This window comes from Nocardioides rotundus (assembly GCF_019931675.1).
GTDB classification, from domain to species: Bacteria; Actinomycetota; Actinomycetes; order Propionibacteriales; family Nocardioidaceae; genus Nocardioides; species Nocardioides rotundus.
In genome coordinates this window covers 3,070,694-3,090,018 of the sequence record NZ_CP082922.1, presented here as the reverse complement: position 1 = coordinate 3,090,018, position 19,325 = coordinate 3,070,694, and the positions used below count along the sequence as shown (strand labels likewise).

General features: G+C 72.6%; 20 protein-coding genes. 11 read left to right on the top strand and 9 right to left on the bottom strand.

The window, feature by feature from the left end:
• Positions 1–18: 18 nt before the first annotated feature.
• The 4 genes from K8W59_RS15260 to K8W59_RS15245 are packed head-to-tail and all read left to right on the top strand — an operon-like array spanning position 19 to position 4,040.
• On the top strand, positions 19–903 hold the full coding sequence (locus K8W59_RS15260) for a ribonuclease HI family protein (protein ID WP_223395423.1): 885 nt from the start codon (positions 19–21) through the stop codon (positions 901–903).
• 1 nt (position 904) lies between these two features.
• Positions 905–1,699 (top strand): hydroxypyruvate isomerase family protein, encoded by a 795-nt coding sequence (locus tag K8W59_RS15255; protein WP_263283253.1) that lies wholly within the window; start codon positions 905–907, stop codon positions 1,697–1,699.
• Positions 1,696–2,586, top strand: a complete 891-nt coding sequence (locus K8W59_RS15250; protein ID WP_223395421.1) for a 2-hydroxy-3-oxopropionate reductase — start codon at positions 1,696–1,698, stop codon at positions 2,584–2,586. Before K8W59_RS15255 ends, K8W59_RS15250 begins: the two co-directional genes overlap by 4 nt.
• Positions 2,587–2,636: 50 nt before the next feature.
• Positions 2,637–4,040, top strand: coding sequence for a protealysin inhibitor emfourin (locus tag K8W59_RS15245; RefSeq protein WP_223395413.1), 1,404 nt, complete (start codon positions 2,637–2,639; stop codon positions 4,038–4,040).
• A 263-nt stretch (positions 4,041–4,303) separates the two neighbouring features.
• Here the strand turns inward: K8W59_RS15245 and K8W59_RS15240 are convergent, their stop codons facing one another.
• Entirely contained in the window at positions 4,304–5,011 is a 708-nt protein-coding gene (locus K8W59_RS15240; protein WP_223395411.1) for an aspartate/glutamate racemase family protein, read from the bottom strand.
• A 68-nt stretch (positions 5,012–5,079) separates the two neighbouring features.
• Here K8W59_RS15240 and K8W59_RS15235 point away from each other — a divergent pair, with 68 nt between their 5' ends.
• Genes K8W59_RS15235 through K8W59_RS15225 form a run of 3 tightly spaced genes read left to right on the top strand, consistent with a single transcriptional unit; the run spans position 5,080 to position 9,486 of the window.
• The gene (locus tag K8W59_RS15235) at positions 5,080–7,761 is read left to right on the top strand and encodes an AMP-binding protein (protein WP_223395409.1); all 2,682 of its coding nucleotides are present in this window, start codon (positions 5,080–5,082) and stop codon (positions 7,759–7,761) included.
• Positions 7,679–8,956 carry a D-inositol-3-phosphate glycosyltransferase gene (mshA, locus tag K8W59_RS15230; RefSeq protein ID WP_397195927.1) on the top strand — a complete coding sequence of 426 codons (1,278 nt, stop codon included), beginning with the start codon at positions 7,679–7,681 and terminating at the stop codon, positions 8,954–8,956. The genes K8W59_RS15235 and mshA overlap by 83 nt, the downstream gene beginning before the upstream one ends.
• Positions 8,953–9,486, top strand: a complete 534-nt coding sequence (locus K8W59_RS15225) for a type III secretion system chaperone family protein (protein ID WP_223395400.1) — start codon at positions 8,953–8,955, stop codon at positions 9,484–9,486. Before mshA ends, K8W59_RS15225 begins: the two co-directional genes overlap by 4 nt.
• A 173-nt stretch (positions 9,487–9,659) precedes the next feature.
• Here K8W59_RS15225 and K8W59_RS15220 read toward each other — a convergent pair whose 3' ends face one another.
• The 3 genes from K8W59_RS15220 to K8W59_RS15210 form a co-directional block, all read right to left on the bottom strand.
• Entirely contained in the window at positions 9,660–10,610 is a 951-nt protein-coding gene (locus K8W59_RS15220; RefSeq protein WP_223395398.1) for a DMT family transporter, read from the bottom strand.
• Positions 10,611–10,699: 89 nt separating this feature from the next.
• A complete protein-coding gene (locus tag K8W59_RS15215; protein WP_223395396.1) occupies positions 10,700–11,377 on the bottom strand; it encodes a response regulator transcription factor in 678 nt (225 codons plus the stop codon).
• Positions 11,374–12,510, bottom strand: a complete 1,137-nt coding sequence (locus tag K8W59_RS15210) for a sensor histidine kinase (protein WP_223395394.1) — start codon at positions 12,508–12,510, stop codon at positions 11,374–11,376. The genes K8W59_RS15215 and K8W59_RS15210 overlap by 4 nt, the downstream gene beginning before the upstream one ends.
• Before the next feature lie 123 nt (positions 12,511–12,633).
• Here K8W59_RS15210 and phoU point away from each other — a divergent pair, with 123 nt between their 5' ends.
• Positions 12,634–13,302 carry a phosphate signaling complex protein PhoU gene (phoU, locus tag K8W59_RS15205; protein ID WP_223395393.1) on the top strand — a complete coding sequence of 223 codons (669 nt, stop codon included), beginning with the start codon at positions 12,634–12,636 and terminating at the stop codon, positions 13,300–13,302.
• An 80-nt stretch (positions 13,303–13,382) separates the two neighbouring features.
• Here the strand turns inward: phoU and K8W59_RS15200 are convergent, their stop codons facing one another.
• The 3 genes from K8W59_RS15200 to K8W59_RS15190 are packed head-to-tail and all read right to left on the bottom strand — an operon-like array spanning position 13,383 to position 15,531.
• Positions 13,383–14,126, bottom strand: a complete 744-nt coding sequence (locus K8W59_RS15200) for a phosphoglyceromutase (protein ID WP_223395383.1) — start codon at positions 14,124–14,126, stop codon at positions 13,383–13,385.
• A gap of 17 nt (positions 14,127–14,143) precedes the next feature.
• Positions 14,144–14,752, bottom strand: a complete 609-nt coding sequence (locus K8W59_RS15195; RefSeq protein ID WP_223395381.1) for a hypothetical protein — start codon at positions 14,750–14,752, stop codon at positions 14,144–14,146.
• A gap of 17 nt (positions 14,753–14,769) precedes the next feature.
• Positions 14,770–15,531, bottom strand: coding sequence for a UbiA family prenyltransferase (locus K8W59_RS15190; RefSeq protein WP_223395379.1), 762 nt, complete (start codon positions 15,529–15,531; stop codon positions 14,770–14,772).
• A gap of 210 nt (positions 15,532–15,741) precedes the next feature.
• Between K8W59_RS15190 and K8W59_RS15185 the strand changes: the two genes are divergently transcribed.
• Positions 15,742–16,227 (top strand): CarD family transcriptional regulator, encoded by a 486-nt coding sequence (locus K8W59_RS15185; protein WP_223395377.1) that lies wholly within the window; start codon positions 15,742–15,744, stop codon positions 16,225–16,227.
• A gap of 111 nt (positions 16,228–16,338) precedes the next feature.
• Positions 16,339–16,917, top strand: a complete 579-nt coding sequence (locus K8W59_RS15180) for a 2-C-methyl-D-erythritol 4-phosphate cytidylyltransferase (protein WP_223395375.1) — start codon at positions 16,339–16,341, stop codon at positions 16,915–16,917.
• Positions 16,918–16,923: 6 nt separating this feature from the next.
• Here the strand turns inward: K8W59_RS15180 and K8W59_RS15175 are convergent, their stop codons facing one another.
• Complete coding sequence (locus K8W59_RS15175; protein WP_263283318.1) at positions 16,924–17,865, bottom strand: M14 family zinc carboxypeptidase; 942 nt, start codon at positions 17,863–17,865, stop codon at positions 16,924–16,926.
• Positions 17,862–18,089 (bottom strand): hypothetical protein, encoded by a 228-nt coding sequence (locus K8W59_RS15170; RefSeq protein WP_223400075.1) that lies wholly within the window; start codon positions 18,087–18,089, stop codon positions 17,862–17,864. Before K8W59_RS15170 ends, K8W59_RS15175 begins: the two co-directional genes overlap by 4 nt.
• A gap of 121 nt (positions 18,090–18,210) precedes the next feature.
• Between K8W59_RS15170 and K8W59_RS15165 the strand changes: the two genes are divergently transcribed.
• Entirely contained in the window at positions 18,211–19,320 is a 1,110-nt protein-coding gene (locus tag K8W59_RS15165) for an AI-2E family transporter (RefSeq protein ID WP_223395373.1), read from the top strand.
• The last annotated feature ends 5 nt before the right edge of the window (positions 19,321–19,325 follow it).

Here is a 19,325-nt window from a genome sequence, read left to right as displayed (position 1 = left end):
CTGGCACGATGCTCCGTCGTGACGATCATCGCCGCCGCAGACGGATCCGCCCTCGGCAACCCCGGCCCCGCGGGCTGGGCGTGGTACGTCGACGACGACTGCTGGGCGGCCGGCGGCTGGCCCCACGGGACCAACAACATGGGCGAGCTGACCGCCGTGCTCGATCTGCTCCAGCAGACCTCCGGGGTCACCGACGAGCTGCTGGTCTACTGCGACTCCACCTATGCCATCAAGTCGATCACCGAGTGGATGCCGGGGTGGAAGCGCAAGGGCTGGAAGAAGCGCGACGGCAAGCCGGTCTCCAACGTGGAGATCATGAAGGCACTGGACGCCGCCATGCAGGGGCGCACCGTCCGCTTCGAGTGGGTCAAGGGCCACGCCGGGCACGAGCTGAACGAGGCCGCCGACCGGCTGGCCAACGCCGCCGCCGTGGCCTTCCAGCAGGGGAAGGCGCCGGCCGGGGGGCCGGGCTTCGCCGGCGCCGACCGCGGCGAGCACGCCTACGAGATCACCAAGCCCGCCGTGGAGGCGGACCTCTTCAGCCTGATCGGCGAGGAGGCGGAGGCGTCGGCGGAGGAGCAGGTGATCGCCCTGGAGCGGTCGCTGCTCACCGACGAGATCCGCGGGGACCGGGCGGCCGTCGCCGCCCTGCTGCACCCGCAGTGGAGCGAGGTCGGGGCGTCGGGCCGGCTGTGGACCCGCGAGGAGACGCTCGACGAGATCGGCCCCCTGCAGGGCGAGGTCGCGCTGGACGTGGTCTCCGCCGAGCGGGTCGCCGACGACCTGATCCTGCTCGTCTGGCGGGCCGCCGGCGACGACGGCAGCGCCCTGCGCAGCTCCCTGTGGACCCGCACTGCGGGCGGGTGGCAGCAGCGCTTCCACCAGGGGACGCCGGAGGTCTGAGGTGGATCCGCTCCGCGACACCGCGCGCCTCGCCGCCAACTGCTCGATGCTCTTCACCGACCTGCCGCTGCTGGAGCGGCCGGCGGCGGCACGGGCCGCGGGCTTCGACGCGGTGGAGCTGTGGTGGCCCTTCCCGGTCGCCGTACCCGAGGACCGGGAGGTGGACGCCCTCGTGGCGGCCGTGCAGGACGCCGGCGTCCGGCTGGTCGGCCTCAACCTGTTCGCCGGTGACATGCCGGCCGGCGACCGTGGCGTGGTCTCCTGGCCGGGCCGGGAGGCGGAGCTCGAGGACAACCTCGCGGTCGTCGCCGCCATCGGCGATCGGCTCGGCTGCCGGGCGTTCAACGCGCTCTACGGCAACCGGCTGGACGGGGTGCGGCCCGAGGAGCAGGACGAGCTCGCGGTGCGACAGCTGGCCGCTGCCGCGCGGGCGCTCGCGCCGATCGGCGGGACCGTCCTGCTGGAGCCGGTCAGTGGCGCCGAGCGCTATCCGCTGCGCCTGGCGCGGGACGTGCTCGCGGTGCTGGACCGGGTCGAGGAGGAGACCGGTGCGACCAACCTCGCGCTCCTGGCCGACCTCTACCACCTCAGCGTCAACGGGGACGACGTACCGGCCGTGATCGAGCGCCACGCCGATCGGATCGGCCACGTGCAGATCGCCGACGCCCCCGGTCGCCACGAGCCCGGCACCGGACGACTCCCGCTCCGCGGGTGGCTCGAGGCGCTGCGCGCTCGGGGGTACGACGGGTGGGTGGCCCTGGAGTACCGTCCGACGGAGACAGGAGGCACGCCATGAGCAGGATCGCCTTCATCGGACTGGGCATCATGGGCAGTCCGATGGCCGTCAACCTGGTGCGCGCCGGGCACGACGTGGTCGGGTTCAACCGATCACCGGAGAAGACCCGCGCCCTGGTCGAGGCGGGTGGCCGCGCGGCCGATTCCGTCGCGGAGGCTGTGCGGGACGCCGAGGTGGTCTGCGTGATGGTGCCCGACACCCCGGACGTGGAGGCCGTGGTCGGCGGCGAGGACGGCGTCTTCGCGCACGCACCCGACGGCACCCTGCTCATCGACTTCTCCACGATCCGCCCCGATGTGTCCGCCGAGCTGGCCCGCGAGGCCCGTGAGCACGGCCTCCGCCCGCTGGACGCGCCGGTCTCCGGGGGAGAGAAGGGGGCCCAGGAGGGGACCCTGTCGGTCATGGTCGGCGGCGAGGAGGCCGACGTGGAGGCCGCCCGGCCGGTCCTCGAGGCGGTCGGGCGGACCGTGGTGCACGTCGGGCCGTCGGGCTCCGGGCAGACGGTGAAGGCGGCCAACCAGCTGATCGTGGCCGCTCACCTGGAGGCGCTGGCCGAGGCGGTGGTCTTCCTGGAGGCCTATCAGGTGAAGATGTCGGCGGCACTGGAGGTGCTCGGCGGCGGGCTGGCCGGGTCCGCCGTACTGGCTCAGAAGGGTCAGGCGATGCTGGACCGGTCGTTCACTCCCGGCTTCCGGGTCGAGCTGCACGACAAGGACCTGGGCATCCTCACCGCCGCCGCGCGCGAGGCCGGCGTGGTCCTCCCCCTCGGTGGGATGACGGCCGGCCTGATGGCGTCGGCGAACGCCGTGGGCGAGGGACGACTGGACCATGCGGCGCTGCTGCTCGGCTTGGAGCGGCTCTCCGGCCGCGGCGGTCTCGACCGCTGACCACCCCTGCGGGGCTTCCCCCTGTCGGTGGCAGGGTGGAGGGTGGACGCATGACTCGACTCGGACACAGCTGCCAGATCATCCCGCCGTACCTCCTCCAGGAGCTGGGCCGCACCGGCGCCCTGCCCCAGGAGGTCGTCGACGCCACGCTGCGACAGGACGAGCGCTTCCGGCAACAGCGCAGCGGCCGCGGCTCGGGCGCCGCGACGCTGCCCGGGCCGTCGGGGCAGGCGACGCCGCAGGCGGCCCCGGCCGACCCACAGGCGCGGTGGACGGTGCACGACGCCCAGAACACCGAGGAGCTGCCCGGCACCCCGGTCCGCTCGGAGGGGGAGCCGGCGACCGGCGACGAGGCGGTGGACGAGGCCGCCGACGGGATCACCGCGACCCTGAACGTCTACCGCGACGTCTACTCCCGCGACTCCTACGACGGCAAGGGCGCGCGCGCCATGCTGACCGTGCACTACGGCAAGGACTACGCGAACGCCTTCTGGGACGGGACCTACCTGGTCTTCGGGGACGGCGACGGCAAGGTCTTCGGGCGGTTCACCGCCGCGCTCGACGTGCTGGCCCACGAGTTCAGCCACGCGGTGACCGAGCGGACCACCGGGCTGGTCTACCAGGGCCAGTCAGGTGCGTTGAACGAGTCCATGTCCGACGTCTTCGGCGCCTGCGTGAAGCAGTGGGTGAACAAGCAGGACGCCGCCGGCGGCGACTGGGTGATCGGCGACGGCATCTTCAAGGAGGGCATCAACGCCCGCGGGCTGCGCGACATGGAGAACCCCGGGACGGCCTACGACGACCCCCAGCTCGGCAAGGACCCCCAGCCGGGGCACATGGACGACTTCGTCCAGACCACCGACGACAACGGCGGCGTGCACATCAACTCCGGGATCCCCAACCGCGCGTTCGTGCTGGCCGCCAAGGCGATCGGCGGTACGGCGGCCGAGGGCGCCGGCCGGGTCTGGTACGCCGCCCTCACCTCCGGCCAGGTCAAGCCGGACTCCGACTTCGCCGCGTTCGCCGCGGTGACCGTCGACCAGGCCGGCGATCAGGCGGACGCGGTGCGCAAGGCGTGGGAGGACGTCGGCGTGCGGCCGGGCGCGGCCCCCGGCGAGTCGGGCTCGCCGACCCCGGCGCCCGAGGGGCTGCCGACCGACCCCGCGCCGACGGCCGGCGCGCCGGACGAGGTGATCGTCCGCCGCAGCGGAGGCGTCACCGGCCAGTCGGTCGAGGGCAGCGTCGACCTCGCCTCGGACGACCCCCGGGCCGCCCAGGCGCGCGACCTGGTCGACCGGTGCGACCTCTCCGCCGTCGGGGACTCCGGGCAGGCCCAGCCCGACCGGTTCGTCTACGCCGTCCGGGTCGGCGACCGGGAGATCCAGGTCCCCGAGCAGGACCTCACCCCCGACCTGGCCGAGCTGGTCGCCCTGGTCCTCCGGGACCGCGGCTGACCTCTCCTCGCTGGTCGAGCGGCCCCGTCGGTGGTCGAGCGGCCCCGTCGGTGGTCGAGCGGCCCCGTCGGTGGTCGAGCTTGTCGAGACCACTCGGACCCCGCGCGTCCCGGCCGGGCCGCCGTACTCCGGTGTGAAGAATCGACCACGACCGGGGGTAGTGCACCCGGATCGGCCGGGGGCAGGTGCATTTCTGCACATGGCCGGGGATTGTTCCCCGGCGGGTCGACGAGGGGCCCGGCGGGCCGGGGGAGAGTCGCCGATCAGGAGAGCGCGCGGTCCAGGGCGGCGTCGACGTGCAGCGTCGTACACGGGAAGACCGGCAGGTCGACGTCGGACTGGTCGATGAGCAGCTCGATCTCGGTACAGCCCAGCAGCAGGCCCTGGGCGCCGCGGTCCCACAGGTCGTCGACCAGCCCGACGACCCGCCGGCGGGTGGTGTCCTTGACCTCGCCGTGCACCAGCTCGGAGTAGATCGCGTCGTTGATCCAGCCGTGGTCCTCCGCGGGCGGGACGACGACCTGGACGCCGTGCCGGGCGAGCCGGTCGACGAAGAACCCGTCCTCCATCGCCACCTTGGTGCCGATCAACCCGACCGTCGTCGCGCCCTGGGCCAGGCAGGCCTCGGCGACCACGTCGGCCAGGTGCAGCAGCGGGATCGACACCGCGGCCTCGACCTCGTCGGCGACCTTGTGGAAGGTCGTGGTGCACAGCACCAGGAAGTCCGCGCCGGCCCGCTCGACCCCCGTGGCGGCGTCGGCGAGCAGCCGGCCGATCTGGTCCCAGCGCTCGCCGCCCTCGAGGTCGGTGATCTCGGCGAAGTCGACGGTGGACAACACCAGCTTGGGGGAGGAGAGACCGCCCAGCCGCACCTGCACGCCCGTGTTGAGGTCGCGGTAGTAGACCAGACTGCTCTCCCAGCTCATTCCGCCGACGAGGCCGATGGTCTGCATGCTCTGCGCGGTGTCCACCCGGCGAGTCTAGAGGCGAATCCCGCGGACATTGGCACAGGTAAGCCTTGCCTAACTACAATGCCTCGGTGCAGACCCCACTCGCCCCTCGCCCGCTGCCCGCAGCGCTGGCGGCCCGCGGCCCGGCCACCGCTCTGGTGGGCCCCGGCGTCCCGGGCGGGCGATGGAGCTACGCCGACCTCGCGGACGCGGTGACGGCCGAGGCGACGACGTACGACGCGACGCGTCGGCTCGTCCTCCTCGAGGCGGACCGCACCGCCGCGACCGTGGTGCGGCTGCTCGGCGCGTGGGCCGCCGATCAGGTGGTGCTGCTGACCGGGCCGGGGACTGCCGACCAGCTGACCGCGACCTACCGTCCCGGCATCGTCCTCACCGCCGATGGCGCCCGGGCGGACCGCGAGGAGCCCGTGCCGGACCTGCACCCGGACCTGGCGCTCCTGCTCTCGACCTCGGGCTCGACCGGGTCGCCGAAGCTGGTGCGGCTGTCGGCGGACAACCTGCGCGCCAACGCCCGCCAGATCGTCGACGCGCTGGGGATCCGCCCGACGGACCTGGCGGCGACCACCCTGCCGCTGCACTACTGCTACGGCCTGTCGGTGCTGACCAGCCACCTGCTGGCCGGGGCGGGGCTGCTCCTCACCGAGGACTCGGTGGCCACCGACTGCTTCTGGGCGCAGGCGACCGAGCACGCGATCACGACCTTCCCCGGTGTCCCGCACACCTTCGACCTGCTCGAGCGCAGCGGCTTCGCCGAGCGCGACCTGCCCAGCCTGCGCTACCTCACCCAGGCCGGCGGCCGGATGCCTCCGGAGCAGGTGCGCCGCTTCGCCGAGCTCGGCCAGCGCCGCGGCTTCGACCTGATGGTGATGTACGGCCAGACCGAGGCGACCGCGCGGATGGCCGTCCTGCCCGCCGACCTGGCGCTCCAGCGGCCCGGGTGCGTCGGCCGCGCGGTCCCCGGGGGCGGCTTCCGGATCGCCCCGGTCGACACCGACGAGACCGTCGAGCCCGGCGTCGGCGAGCTCGTCTTCTCCGGGCCGAACGTGATGCTCGGCTACGCCCACGGCCCCGCCGACCTCGCGCAGGGGCGGACGGTGAGCGAGCTGGCCACGGGCGACCTGGCCCGGATCGGCGCCGACGGCCTGGTGGAGATCACCGGCCGTCGCGGCCGGTTCGCCAAGGTGCTCGGCCTGCGGGTCGACCTGGACCGGGTCGAGCGGCTGCTGGCCGCGCGCGGCCTGGTGGTCGCGGCCGCGGACGGCGGCGACCGGCTGGTGCTGGGGGTGGCGACCGGGGCGCGGCCGGTGGAGGCGGCGTACGTCGTCGCGCTGGCCGCCGACGAGCTCGACCTGCCCCCCACCGCGATCAGCGTGGTCCTGCGGCCGGACCTCCCGCGCCGGGAGAGCGGCAAGGTGGACACGGCGGCGCTGGTGGCGCTGGCGCGGAGTCTCGACGGGCTCGACCAGCGAGGAGGTCTCGACGGGCTCGACCAGCGAGGAGGTCTCGACGGGCTCGACCAGCGAGGAGCCCCAGAGGACCTCGCCCGGATCGTCGGCGAGGCGCTGGGTCGCGAGGCCGGACCGCAGGACTCCTTCGTCTCCCTGGGCGGGGACTCGCTCACCTATGTCGAGGTGGGGCTGCGGCTGGAGCGGGCGCTGGGGACCCTGCCCCCGGACTGGCACCGCACCACGCTGGCCGAGCTGGCCGACCGACCCCGGGAGGAGCGCCGGTGGGGCCGCAGCGTGGAGACCGGGGTGGTGCTGCGGGCGCTGGCGATCGTCGCGATCGTCGGCACCCACGCCAACCTGTTCACCCTCCTCGGCGGCGCGCACATCCTGCTCGCGGTCGCCGGCTTCAACACCGCCCGCTTCCAGCTCACCGGGGCGCCGCGACGCGAGCGCGCCCGGCGGCTGCTGACGGCGGCCGCGCGGGTCGCCGTACCGTCCGCGATCGTGATCGGCCTGGTCGCCCTGTGGACCGACGGGCTGGGGTGGCGGCAGGTCGCGCTGGTCAACTCGCTGACCTCGGTGAGCTGGTCGGAGCCCGCGTGGCACTACTGGTTCATCGAGGTGCTGGTGCAGACCCTCGCCGTGCTCGCGCTGCTGCTGGCGATCCCGGCGCTGGACCGGGCCGAGCGGCGCTGGCCCTTCTGGTTCCCGCTCGTGTTGGGGCTGCCGTTCCTGCTGATGCGCTACGACCTCGGCGACCCGCCCGGGGACGAGGTGCACCGCGCCCCGGTCGTGTTCTTCCTGTTCGCGCTGGGCTGGGCGGCCAGCCGGGCGACGAGCCACCGGGAGCGGCTGGTGGTCAGCATCGCCGGGCTGGTGACGGTGCCCGGCCTGTTCGGGTACGGCGCCCGCGAGGTGGCGATCATCCTCGGGCTGTTGGCGCTGGTGTGGGTGCCGCACCTGCGGCTGCCCGGCCCGCTGGTCCGGGTGCTCGGCGTGCTCGCCTCGGCGTCGCTGTGGACCTACCTGGTGCACTGGCAGGTCTACCCGTGGTTCGAGGAGCGCTCGCCGCTGCTCGGCACCGTGCTCAGCCTGCTCGCCGGGATCGCCCTGTGGCAGGCGGCCGACCGGCTCTGGTCGTTGGCGGTCGTGGGAATCCCCGCGGCGCGCCGGTGGTTGAGGTCCGATGGCCCCCGACCGCAGGCGAAAGGCACGGATGGTGACGACCCTCCTCGAGCCCGTGCGCCGCGTCGCGATGATCAGCCTGCACACCTCGCCCCTGGAACAGCCCGGGACCGGTGACGCGGGCGGGATGAACGTCTACGTCCTCGAGCTGGCCCGGCGGCTGGCCGAGACCGGGGTGGAGGTGGACGTCTTCACCCGCGCCACCGCCTCGGACCAGGCCCCCGTCGAGCCGGCCGCCCCCGGCGTGCGGGTGCTGCACATCGCCGCCGGGCCCTTCGAGGAGCTGGACAAGGACGACCTACCCGGCCAGCTCTGCGTCTTCGCTCGCGAGGTGCTGCGCGCGGAGGCCGACCAGCCGGCCGGCCACTACGACGTCGTGCACTCCCACTACTGGCTGTCGGGGCAGGTAGGTGCGCTCGCGCGGGACCGCTGGAGGGTGCCGCTCGTGCACACCATGCACACCATGGCGAAGGTGAAGAACGCCGCACTGGCCGCCGGCGATCGCGGTGAGCCGGACGGCCGGGTGATCGGCGAGGAGCAGGTCGTCGCCGCCGCGGACGCCCTCATCGCCAACACCGACGTCGAGGCGCGCCAGCTGGTCGAGCTGTACGGCGCCTCCCCGGACGACGTCTGCGTGGTCGCGCCGGGCGTCGACCTCTCCGTCTTCGGCCCGCCCGCCGAGCCGCGCGCCACGGCCACGCGAGAGCGGCTCGGGCTCCCCGCGGACGCGCTCGTGGTGCTCTTCGCCGGCCGGATCCAGCCGCTCAAGGGCCCGCAGGTGCTGCTGCGCGGCGTCGCCCGGCTGCTCGAGCTGAGGCCCGAGCTGCGCGCCCGGCTCGTCGTGCCCGTGGTCGGCGGCCCGTCGGGGTCGGGTCGCGAGCACCCCGCCTGGCTGGAGGACCTCGCCGTCGAGCTCGGCATCGCCGACGCGGTGCGGTTCGTCCCGCCCGTCTCCCGGGAGGAGCTGGCGGCCTGGCTCGGCGCGGCCACGCTGGTCGCCGTACCGTCCTTCAACGAGTCCTTCGGCCTGGTCGCCGCCGAGGCGCAGGCCTGTGGGAGGCCGGTCGTGGCCGCCGCCGTCGGCGGGCTCACCACGGTCGTGCGCGACGGCGTGACCGGAGTGTTGGTGCCCGGGCACGAGCCGGAGCAGTGGGCGTCCGCGCTCGGGTCCGTGCTGGGCGACCCGGGGCTGCGGGACCGGCTCGCCGCGGGTGCGGTCGAGCACGCGCAGGGCTTCGCGTGGGAGCGTACGGCGGCCCGTACGCTGGCCGTCTACCAGGACGCGCGGACGCGGATGGAGGTGACGGCATGACCGGGTCGAGCGGGTCGACCGGGCTCGAGCGCGAGCTGCCGGCCGAGGCGGCCGTGGTCGAGGAGTGGCTGGCCGAGAACGAGCTGGAGTTCAGCCGCCAGGGGGCGTCGTACTCCTTCGCCCTGCCGGGCGAGCGCAAGCTGCAGACCCCCGTCCGGATCGACCTCGGCGAGCACGCGCTGGGCATCCATGCCTTCGTCTGCCGGCGACCGGACGAGGAGTTCGAGCGGGTCTACCGGTGGATGCTGGAGCGCAACATGCGGCTCTTCGGCGTCGCGTTCGCGCTCGACCCTGCCGGTGACGTCTACCTCAGCGCCCGGCTGCCCCTGGCGGTCGTCTCCGTCGCCGAGCTCGACCGGCTGATGGGCGAGGTGCTGCAGACCGCCGACGGCTCCTTCAACACCCTGCTGGAGCTCGGCTTCGAGACCTCGATCCGCAAGGAGTGGGAGTGGCGCCGGCTGCGCGGTGAGTCCACCCGCAACCTTGACGCCTTCCGCGGCTGGCTCGAGGCGGGGGACGCGCGGGGCTGAGGTCCGCCGCGCCTTGTGGTGCCTCACCTCTCAGATCCCGGGGTGTCCCGAGCGTGCGTTGTGGTGCCTCCCCTCTCACATCCCGGGGGCGCGCGTACTCGGGATGTGGCAGCACCCGCACCACAACGTCCATGACCGGGCGGTCGGGATGTGGCAGCACCCGCACCACAACGTCACGTGGCGCGCTGACCGGGAGGAGCCGACGATGGGCGCCGCGGCCGGCGCCGGGCGATCAGCACGCCCACGATGCAGAGCGCGCCACCGACGAAGGCGAGGGCCGGCGGGACCTCGTCCAGCAACAGCCAGCCGAGCACGATGGTGATCGGCGGCACCAGGAAGGTGGTCACCGCCAGGCTGCTCGCCCTCATGTGCCGCAGCGCGAAGCCGTAGGTGGTGAAGGCGATCGCGGTCGGGAAGACCCCGAGATAGACGACCCAGGCGACGTCGGAGGGCTGGGAGGCGAGGGTCTGGCGGACCAGCTCGCCGGCCCAGGGCAGGCAGGCCACGGCGCCGACCGTGCACGCCGTCAGCACGACCTGGAGCGAGGAGAGCCGGCTCATCAACGGCTTCTGCACGATCGCCGCGACGCCATAGGCCACGGCCGCGGCGAGCACGAGCCCTACTCCGATCGGGTCGGCATGGGTCTGCTGTCCGGCAGCGGAGGCGATCAGCGACACCCCCGAGAAGGCGACGGCCAGGCCCACGCCGAGCCAGACGGTGAACCGCTCCCCGAGGAACATCGCGGCCAGTACGGCGACCACGATGGGGCTGACCTGGATCAGCATCGCGGCCGTGCCGGCGTCCACCAGCCGCTCGCCCGCGTTGAGCGCGATGTTGTAGAACGCGAACCACAGGAGCCCGATGGCCACCAGACGGACCCACTCCACCCGGGTCGGACGGACCATCCGCGGAGCGCCCGGTCGCAGCGCGAGCAGGGTGAGCACCGCGCTGCCGACCAGCAGCCGGCCCAGGCTGAGCGCGCCGGGGGAGAAGTCCTCGACCAGGTAGCGGATCGCCACGAACGCGCTCGCCCACAGCACGAGCGTCACCGCGACGGCCAGGAGCGGGAGGGCCGCGCGCGGGGGTGTCGAGGTGCCGGCGGGGGCCTGGGTCCTGATCGTCACGCGGACGAATCTAGGCCCTCGCGGCCGCCCTCAGCAGGCGGGTTTCGGACACGGAGACGCGGACTCCTGCCACCGCTCCGTGAGACCGGTCACAGGTCCAGCTTGTAGCCCAGCCCGCGGACGGTGACGAGGTACTTCGGCTCCGACGGGCTCGGCTCCAGCTTGGCCCGCAGCCGCTTCACGTGCACGTCCAGCGTCTTGGTGTCGCCGACGTAGTCCGAGCCCCAGACCCGGTCGATCAGCTGGCCGCGGGTGAGCACTCGGCCGGGGTTGCGCAGGAACAGCTCGAGCAGCTCGAACTCCTTCAGCGGGAGCCGCTGCTCCTGGCCGTTGACGGTCACGACGTGCCGCTCGACGTCCATCCGCACCGGCCCGGCCTCCAGCGTCATCGGCGCGAGGTCCGACTCGACGCCGCGTCGCAGCACCGCGCGGATGCGGGCGGTCAGCTCGCGGGGGGAGTAGGGCTTGGTGACGTAGTCGTCCGCGCCCAGCTCCAGGCCCACGACCTTGTCGACCTCGTCGTCCTTGGCGCTGACCATGATCACCGGCACGTTGGAGGAGGCGCGGATCTGCCGGCACACCTCGGTGCCGGGCATGCCGGGCAGCATCAGGTCCAGCAGCACGATGTCCGCGCCGTTGCGGTCGAAGTCGGCGAGCGCGTCGTTGCCGTCTGCGGCGATCGCGACCTCGTAGCCCTCCTTGCGCAGCATGTAGGCCAGCGCGTCGCTGTAGCTCTCCTCGTCCTCGACGACAAGTACCCGGGTCACGGGGCTTCCTCCATCTCCATCACGTGGCGGGGCAGGGTGAGGGTGAAGGTGGAGCCCTGTCCCTCGACGGACCACACGCGCACGTCCCCGCCATGGGTCGCTGCGACGTGCTTGACAATAGCGAGCCCGAGGCCGGTCCCGCCGGTGGAGCGGTGCCGCGCCGGGTCGACGCGGTAGAACCGCTCGAAGATCCGGTCGACCTCGTTCTCGGGGATGCCGATGCCCTGGTCGATCACCGAGATCTCCACGCTGGACGGCGTGCCCTTGGTGTTGACCACCACCGCCGAGCTCTCCCCGGAGTAGGCGACCGCGTTGGCCACCAGGTTGCTCACTGCGGCCGTCACCTGCTCGGCGCTGCCGCGGACCTGGAGGCCGGTCTCGCCGCCGGAGACCAGCTTGATCTCGTGCGCGGCGGCGTCGATGGCGCTGGTGTCCACCGCGGTGGCGACGACGTCGTCGACCTCCACGGTGGTCGGCGCCTCCAGCGGGTCGTCGCCCTGCAGCCGGCTGAGCTCGATGATCTGCTTGACCAGGGAGGCGAGCCGGTCGCTCTCGGTGTGCATCCGGCTGCTGAAGCGCTGCACCGCCTCGGGGTCGTCGGAGGCGTCCTGGACCGCCTCTGCGAGCAGCTTGATCGCGCCCACGGGGGTCTTCAGCTCGTGGCTGACGTTCGCCACGAAGTCCCGCCGTACCGCCTCCACACGGCGCTCGCGCGTGCGGTCCTCGACCAGCACCAGCACCAGGCGTACGCCGAGCGGCGCGACGCGGGCGAAGACGTGCCGCTGGCCCGACCCGTTGGCGCCCAGGACCATCTCGGTCTCCCGGATCTGCCCGTCCCGGCGCACGTCGTGCACCAGCTCCACGAGCTCGGGCTGCGCGAGCGCCTGGCCGCGCACCATGCCCCAGGCGTACGCCGGCGCGGACGCCTTGAGGACCAGGTCGTCCTCACCGACGACGAGCGCGCTGCTGCGGAGCACCGAGAGCACGCTCGCCACGCCCGGAGGCAGCACGGGCACCTCGACCGGGGTGTCGGTGCGCTGCTGCCGGTCGCTGATGTGCCACGCCAGCACGGCGCCACCGCCCAGGAAGGCGCCGACGATCGCGGCCAACGCCGCTTGCATCGTCGGGTCCACGCGTTGATGGTACGCATCGGCGGGCGCGGCTTCCGCGCCCGCGGGAGGCCGGCGAACAAGTGTTCACTTCTCGTTCACCCCACTTCGCCGGCTCGTCACTTTGCCCCACCTACGCTGGGGTACATGCGCGAAGCCTTCCACGACCAGCTGGACTCCCTCTTCAGCGATCTCGCCGACATCGCCGGGATGGTGCAGACCGCGGTCGAGCGCTCCACCGAGGCGCTGCTGACCGGCGACGTCGCCCTCGCCGAGCAGGTGATCTCGGCCGACGCGGAGATCGACGCGTCCCGCGAGCGGGTGGAGGAGAACGCCTTCACGATCCTGGCCCAGCAGCAGCCGGTCGCGGGCGACCTGCGCACCATCGTCGCGGCGCTGCGGATGGTCGCCGAGCTCGAGCGGATGGGCGACCTGTCCAAGCACGTCGCCAAGATCGCCCGGCTGCGGGTGCCCAACCTCGCCGTGCCGGACTCCGCGCGCCCCACGGTCGAGGGGATGTCCAAGGTCGCGATCGAGATGGTCACCGAGGTGCGCGACATCATCCGCAAGCGCGACGTCGCGGCCGCCGTACGCCTGGCCGAGAACGACGAGGAGATGGACCTGCTGCGCCGCTCCTCGCTCACCGAGCTGCTGAGCAACGAGTGGAGCCACGGTGTGGAGCCGGCCGTCGACATCGCGCTGCTCGGTCGCTACTACGAGCGGATCGCCGACCACGCCGTCTCGGTCGCGAACCGGGTGATCTTCGTGGTGACCGGCGAGGTCCAGGCCGACGCCGCCGCTGCCTCCGAAGGCTGAGTCGGCGCTTGTTGACCGCGAGTCGGCGTTAATTGACGCCGACTCGGCGTGAAGTAGCGCCGACTCGAGGGTACGGCGGGTCAGCGGCCCTGGTTCGCGACGGCGGCCGCGGCCGCGGCGGCGGCCTCCGGGTCGAGGTACTCCCCGCCGCGGACGGTCGGGTTGAGGTCCTCGTCGAGCCGGTAGACCAGCGGCATGCCGGTCGGGATGTTCAGCCCGGCGATGTCCTCGTCGCTGATCTTGTCCAGGTGCTTGACGATCGCGCGCAGGCTGTTGCCGTGGGCGGCGACGAGCACGGTCTTGCCGTCCTGGAGGTCCGGCACGACGTCGGAGTCCCAGTAGGGGAGCATCCGCTCGATGACGTCCTTGAGGCACTCGGTGCGCGGCATCTCCTCGCCGAGGCCGTCGTACCTCGGGTCGCCGACCTGGGAGAACTCCGCGTCGTCCTCCAGCGGGGGAGGGGGTACGTCGAACGAGCGGCGCCAGGTCATGAACTGCTCCTCGCCGTACTCCTCCAGCGTCTGCTTCTTGTCCTTGCCCTGCAGTGCGCCGTAGTGCCGCTCGTTGAGCCGCCACGAGCGCTTGACCGGGATCCAGTGCCGGTCGGCGGCGTCCAGGGACAGGTTCGCCGTGGTGATCGCCCGGCGCAGCAGGGAGGTGTGCACGATGTCGGGCAGCAGCCCGGCCTCCCGCAGCTGCTCGCCGCCGCTGACGGCCTCGGCGCGGCCCTTGTCGGTGAGGTCGACGTCGACCCAGCCGGTGAAGAGGTTGGCGGCGTTCCACTCGCTCTCGCCGTGGCGGAGCAGGATGAGCGTGTAGGTCATGGTCCCTCCGGGTCGACTCAGTTCGATGCGGCGTCGCCGGACGCCGACTCGCTCGGCTCCCCGGCCGGTTGCGAGGAGCCGGCCTCGCTGGGCTCCCCGGACGGCTCGACCGAGTCAGACGCGGGCCGCTCGGTGCCGGTCTCGCTCGGGCCGAGGCCGGAGAACTCCTCGCTGTCGGGGACGACGGCGACCTGCATGTCCACCCGCTCGGTGCCCTCGGAGGTGTTGAAGGTGAACGTGAGCGGGACGAACTGGCCGAGCGCGAAGTCGCCGCTGGTGGGCAGGCCCCCCTCGTCGGCGAGGTTCACCGCATCCCGCGGGCCGAGGTCGATGGTCTGCGGCTCGACCTGCGCCGAGGGGTCGCCGGCGCTCTCGACGGAGGCGAGCTCGATCCCGTCGGTGGAGGAGTTGTTGACGAACGTCGCGACCAGGTTGCCCGCGCCGTCCTCGTTCGCGACGATCACCGCGCCGAGCACGTCCACGCTGGCGTCGCGGGCGTTCGCGCCCATCGCCGGGGTGTAGACCCGGTCGGTGGCGACGTTGAAGCCGCAGGCGGTCAGCGGGGCGGACAGCGCGAGGGTGGTCGCCGCGAGCGCGGCGCCCCGAACCCGGGAACGGTGAGCCATGGCGCTCAGCCTAGCGGTCACGCTCGGAGTTCGGACGACTGACCGACCACGATGATCGCGGCGACCAGGGCGAGCGTGGTCACCACCGAGACGATGAGCAGCGGGGTGGCCCCGGTGCGCATCGCGATCATCAGCGGCAGGCTGGTGGAGCCGTCCTCCCGGTCGGCCACCAGGCCGGGCAGCGAGCGCAGCACGTGCAGGCTGATGCCGAGTCCCGCGAAGAGGGCCACGACCGTCGGGTCGGGCAGCGCGGCGACGCCGGTGCCGCCCCATCCGCCGGCGACGATGAAGTACGGGTAGAGCCCCCACACGATCGCCCACGGCAGGAAGCTGAGCGGGCTCCGTCGGAAGCCCCGGTTGCCGACCATCCCCAGCAGGACCGAGGCCAGGTAGCACCCGGCGGCCACCAGACCGTTGGCGATCGACAGCGGCACGAGGAGCAGCGCGGCCACGACGATCGCGTACCACGCGTTGCCGGGAGCCACCCAGCCGCTCGCGAGCGGCTTGCGAGCCCGCTCGTGCCGGGCGTCGCGCTCCCGGTCCACCAGGTCGTTGTCCCAGGCCAGGATCACCTGGCCCACCAGCACCGTCGCCCCCACCAGTCCCGCCTCGCGCAGCGGGCGGCCGGCCAGCAGGGCGGCTCCGGCCAGGGCGAGCGCGGTCAGCAGGGAGGCGACCGGACGGCTCGCCACCAGCAGCCCGGCGATCTGGGAACCGGCGAGGCCGCGGCGGCGCGGGCCGGTCCCGGTGGGCACGATCTGATCGTCGACGGGGACCATGCCACGCAGTATCGGACACCGCGGCGAGATCGGCTGCGAAATGGGTCACCCGGGTGTCGGGTACGGCGACCCAGGCCGGCGCACCCGCCCGCGACACCACACGCGAGGCGGTCTTGTCAACCCCCGAACGTGCCTCTGACCTGCGCAAACGATGTCAGGAGCACTCCGCGGCCGTGTTAGACTGCTCACCTAGGAAGGGGTACTTGACATATGACATTCACCGTCGGCGAAACGGTTGTTTATCCCAATCACGGGGCCGCTGTCATCGAGGACATCGAGATGCGGAAGATCAAGGGGGAGGATCGTCAGTACCTCGTCCTGAGGATCGTCGCCCAGCAGGACCTCGTGGTGCGCGTGCCCGCGTGCAACCTGGATCTGGTCGGCGTCCGCGACGTGGTCGACAAGGAGGGCCTGGACCGGGTCTTCGACGTGCTGCGCGCCTCGCACGTGGAGGAGCCGACCAACTGGTCGCGTCGCTACAAGGCGAACCTGGAGAAGCTGCACAGCGGCGACGTGATGAAGGTGGCCGAGGTCGTCCGCGACCTGTGGCGCCGCGAGCGTGACCGCGGCCTGTCGGCCGGCGAGAAGCGGATGCTGGCGAAGGCCCGGCAGATCCTGGTCTCTGAGCTGGCCCTGGCCGAGAAGACCAACGAGGACAAGGCCGAGACCATGCTGGACGAGGTTCTCGCCTCCTGAGCACTGCCTGAGCACTGCTCGTCGAACGGGCCCCGCAGGTGATCCTGCGGGGCCCGTTCTCGTTGTGGCCGGCGGTCGAAGCGACGCGCGTGCCCGGATAGAGTCGAGCATATGTACGACGCCGACCTGACCCCCGACGTACCGCCGACGCTCGGCATGGTGCTCGAGGCGGACCGCGGCTCCCTGCCCTACGCGCTCATCCACGGCGAGCCGCTGGTCCGCTGTGCGGTCATCGGGCTGGAGGAGGCCGGGATCGAGCCGATCGACGCCGACACCGCCTGGCCCGGGGTGCTCGAGCTGCTCGAGGAGGCCGACGTACTCCTCCTCCACGACGCGCTGAGCCCGCTCGCGCCGCCGGACTTCCTGGCCCGGTGCGCCACTCTGGCGGCAGCCGCCGGGAGCGCGGTGGTCGGCTATCGGCCGGTCACGGACACGATCAAGCAGGTCGAGGACGGCCGGGTCGGCGCGACCGTCGACCGCGAGCAGCTGCGCGCGCTGGCCTCGCCCGTCGCGTTGCCCGCGGAGGTCGCCCGAGCGCTGCCCGAGACGCCGGGCCACGACCTGGAGGCCCTGGTCGCCCGGCTGACCGAGAGCGGCACCCCGATCGAGTGGATCGAGGCGCCGCCCGCCGGCCGCCGGGTCGACTCGGTGGACGACCTCCGGGTGCTGGAGGCGCTCACCGGCCGCTGAGCCGGGTCAGTCCGCCGGCAGGTAGACCCGGTCGGGGATCTCCTCGTAACGCTCGGGGTCCAGCGTCTCGACGCTCCCGTCCGCGATGGCGGTGATCAGGCCCTTGAGGCCCACCTGCACCTGACGGGTCAGGAAGCCGTTGCGCTTCTGCCCGTCGTACTGCGTCTGGCTGGAGGTCTCGAACAGCACGGTGGCGCTGCCGCGGAGCGCGAAGGAGCCCAACGCGGTCCCCGGCAGGTTGGTGTCCTGCGGGTAGAGGGTCAGCGCGCCGAATCCGGACTCGCCGCGGCCCTGCAGCGCGTCGTACACCGCGACGTTGGCTCGACGCGACGCGTCGTAGTCGAACTTCGGCCAGTCGCCGAACTCCGACGGGTCGGCGATGAACCGGCCGGAGATGGACAGCGGCGACATGGTGTCGGTGCCCTCCTGGGCATAGCAGGACCACTGGTTGTGCAGATCCACGAAGTAGTCGACCGTCCCGAACTCGCCCTCCAGTCCGGCGTAGACGTCGCGCACCGTCTGGGACTCCGGCGTGATGTACCACCCCGTGTCGGCGCTGTCGCCGGGGAAGTCCTCCGGCTGCGGCACGTAGTCCAGATCCGGGTTGAAGTCGCGGTTCACGTCGAAGCCCGGCACGTCCTCGCGGTAGTTCCACGACGGCTCAGCTCCGGCCAGCTGCGGGAAGTCCTCGACCACCTCGGCCCAGGTCATCTGGTTCTGCCGGGTGTCGTTCTCGCCCCCGTCGACGTTGAGCCGCGGGATCGCCACGATCGTCACCGCCTCCCGGATCGCCTTCGCCTCGCGGGTGTTCCCGCCGAGCTCGCGCAGCAGGTTGAGCAGCGCCTCGGTGCCGTGGTTCTCGTTGCCGTGGATCTGAGACTGGACCAGCATCACGGTGTCGCCGGTGCCGACCCGCGCCTGATAGATCTCCCGTCCCTGGTTGCTCAGGCCGGCAACCTCGACGTCGACCGTGCCGCGGGTGGTCTGCTCGATCCGCTCCAGCGACCGGGTGAGCTGCGCTGGTTGACGAACGCGTCGTTGTTGTTGCCGGGCTCGGTGCCGCAGTGCGAGTTCGTCGGGATCGCCTGGGCCGGGGTGGGTACGGCGACCGCGGTCGCCGCGGCCAGGGCGGCGGCGGCCAGGCCGGCGCCGATGCGTCGGGACACGTGCATGGTGAGCTCCTTCGCGTGGGGGTGTAAGGGGTAGGAGGCCACCATGTACCGACAGGTAGCGCAACGGTCGCCTCCACTCCGATACGTTGCTGAGACCACAGATCGACCAGGGGAGGACCTGATGGATCGCTCGGCGTACCCGACCATGGCGTCGGTGGCTCGCTGGTCATGGAACATGGTCGGGATCGCGGCCGCGGCCTGGGTGCTGCTGCAGCTGCTTGAGGCGGGCCGCTCGGTCGTGATCCCCTTCCTCGTCGGCCTGCTCATCGCCGCCCTGGTCGAGCCGCTGGCCCGCCTGCTCCGGCGGTGGCTGCCGGCCTACGCCGCGGCGGGCATCGCGATGCTCAGCCTGCTGGGCCTCGTCGCCGTGATCAGCTGGGCCAGCGGGGCGCAGCTGAGCAACGGCGTGCGCGCGTTGTTCGACGAGCTGCCGAGCCTGATCCAGCGGCTGGAGGCGTGGGTGGTCGACAGCGGCCTGGGCATCGGCGGCGACCAGATCGAGAACGTCCTCGAGCGCGCGCAGGCCTGGGTGACCGACAACTCCGGCCAGATCGCCAGCCAGGCGCTGGCCTTCAGCAATTCGGCGGTCTCCCTGGTGACCGCGACCGCCCTGGCGCTGATCACCGCGTTCTTCGTGCTCGGCGACGGCCGGACGATCTGGAACTGGATCGTGAACCTGCTGCCCGAGCGCTTCCACCAGCGCACACAGAACGCCGGCGACGGCGCCTGGGGCGCTCTGCAGGCCTACATCCGCACCCAGGTCCTGGTCGCGGCCGTGGACGCCGTCGGCATCGGGCTGGGCGCGCTGCTGCTGGGCCTCCCGTTCGTCGGCCCGATCGTGCTCATCGTCTTCCTCAGCGCCTTCATCCCGGTGGTCGGGGCGATCCTGTCCGGCGCCCTCGCGGTGCTGATCGCCCTGGCCGACGGCGGGCTCACCCCCGCGCTGATCATGGCCGGCGTGGTCCTGGCCGTGCAGCAGCTGGAAGGCAACGTCCTGCAGCCGGTGCTGATGGGTCGGGCGGTGTCGATCCATCCCTACGCGGTGCTGATCGGCGTCAGCCTGGGCTCGTTCCTCCTGGGGATCACCGGCGCCTTCCTGGCCGTGCCGCTGATGGCGATGGGCAAGACGGCCATCGAGCGGTGGGGCGACCCGATCGAGCCGGAGCCGGTGCCCGTCGGCCCGGACGACCCCGACGACGGCTCGGAGTCGACCGCCCGGACCGAGGAGTAGGTCTC

Bases quoted from the DNA above. Each gene is read 5' to 3' on its own strand.
- K8W59_RS15250 (WP_223395421.1), top strand. From the start codon at position 1,696: ATGAGCAGGATCGCCTTCATCGGACTGGGCATCATGGGCAGTCCGATG.
- K8W59_RS15245 (WP_223395413.1), top strand. From the start codon at position 2,637: ATGACTCGACTCGGACACAGCTGCCAGATCATCCCGCCGTACCTCCTC.
- K8W59_RS15225 (WP_223395400.1), top strand. From the start codon at position 8,953: ATGACCGGGTCGAGCGGGTCGACCGGGCTCGAGCGCGAGCTGCCGGCC.
- phoU (WP_223395393.1), top strand. From the start codon at position 12,634: ATGCGCGAAGCCTTCCACGACCAGCTGGACTCCCTCTTCAGCGATCTC.
- K8W59_RS15200 (WP_223395383.1), bottom strand. From the start codon at position 14,126: ATGACCTACACGCTCATCCTGCTCCGCCACGGCGAGAGCGAGTGGAAC.
- K8W59_RS15195 (WP_223395381.1), bottom strand. From the start codon at position 14,752: ATGGCTCACCGTTCCCGGGTTCGGGGCGCCGCGCTCGCGGCGACCACC.
- K8W59_RS15190 (WP_223395379.1), bottom strand. From the start codon at position 15,531: ATGGTCCCCGTCGACGATCAGATCGTGCCCACCGGGACCGGCCCGCGC.
- K8W59_RS15185 (WP_223395377.1), top strand. From the start codon at position 15,742: ATGACATTCACCGTCGGCGAAACGGTTGTTTATCCCAATCACGGGGCC.
- K8W59_RS15180 (WP_223395375.1), top strand. From the start codon at position 16,339: ATGTACGACGCCGACCTGACCCCCGACGTACCGCCGACGCTCGGCATG.
- K8W59_RS15170 (WP_223400075.1), bottom strand. From the start codon at position 18,089: ATGCACGTGTCCCGACGCATCGGCGCCGGCCTGGCCGCCGCCGCCCTG.
- K8W59_RS15165 (WP_223395373.1), top strand. From the start codon at position 18,211: ATGGATCGCTCGGCGTACCCGACCATGGCGTCGGTGGCTCGCTGGTCA.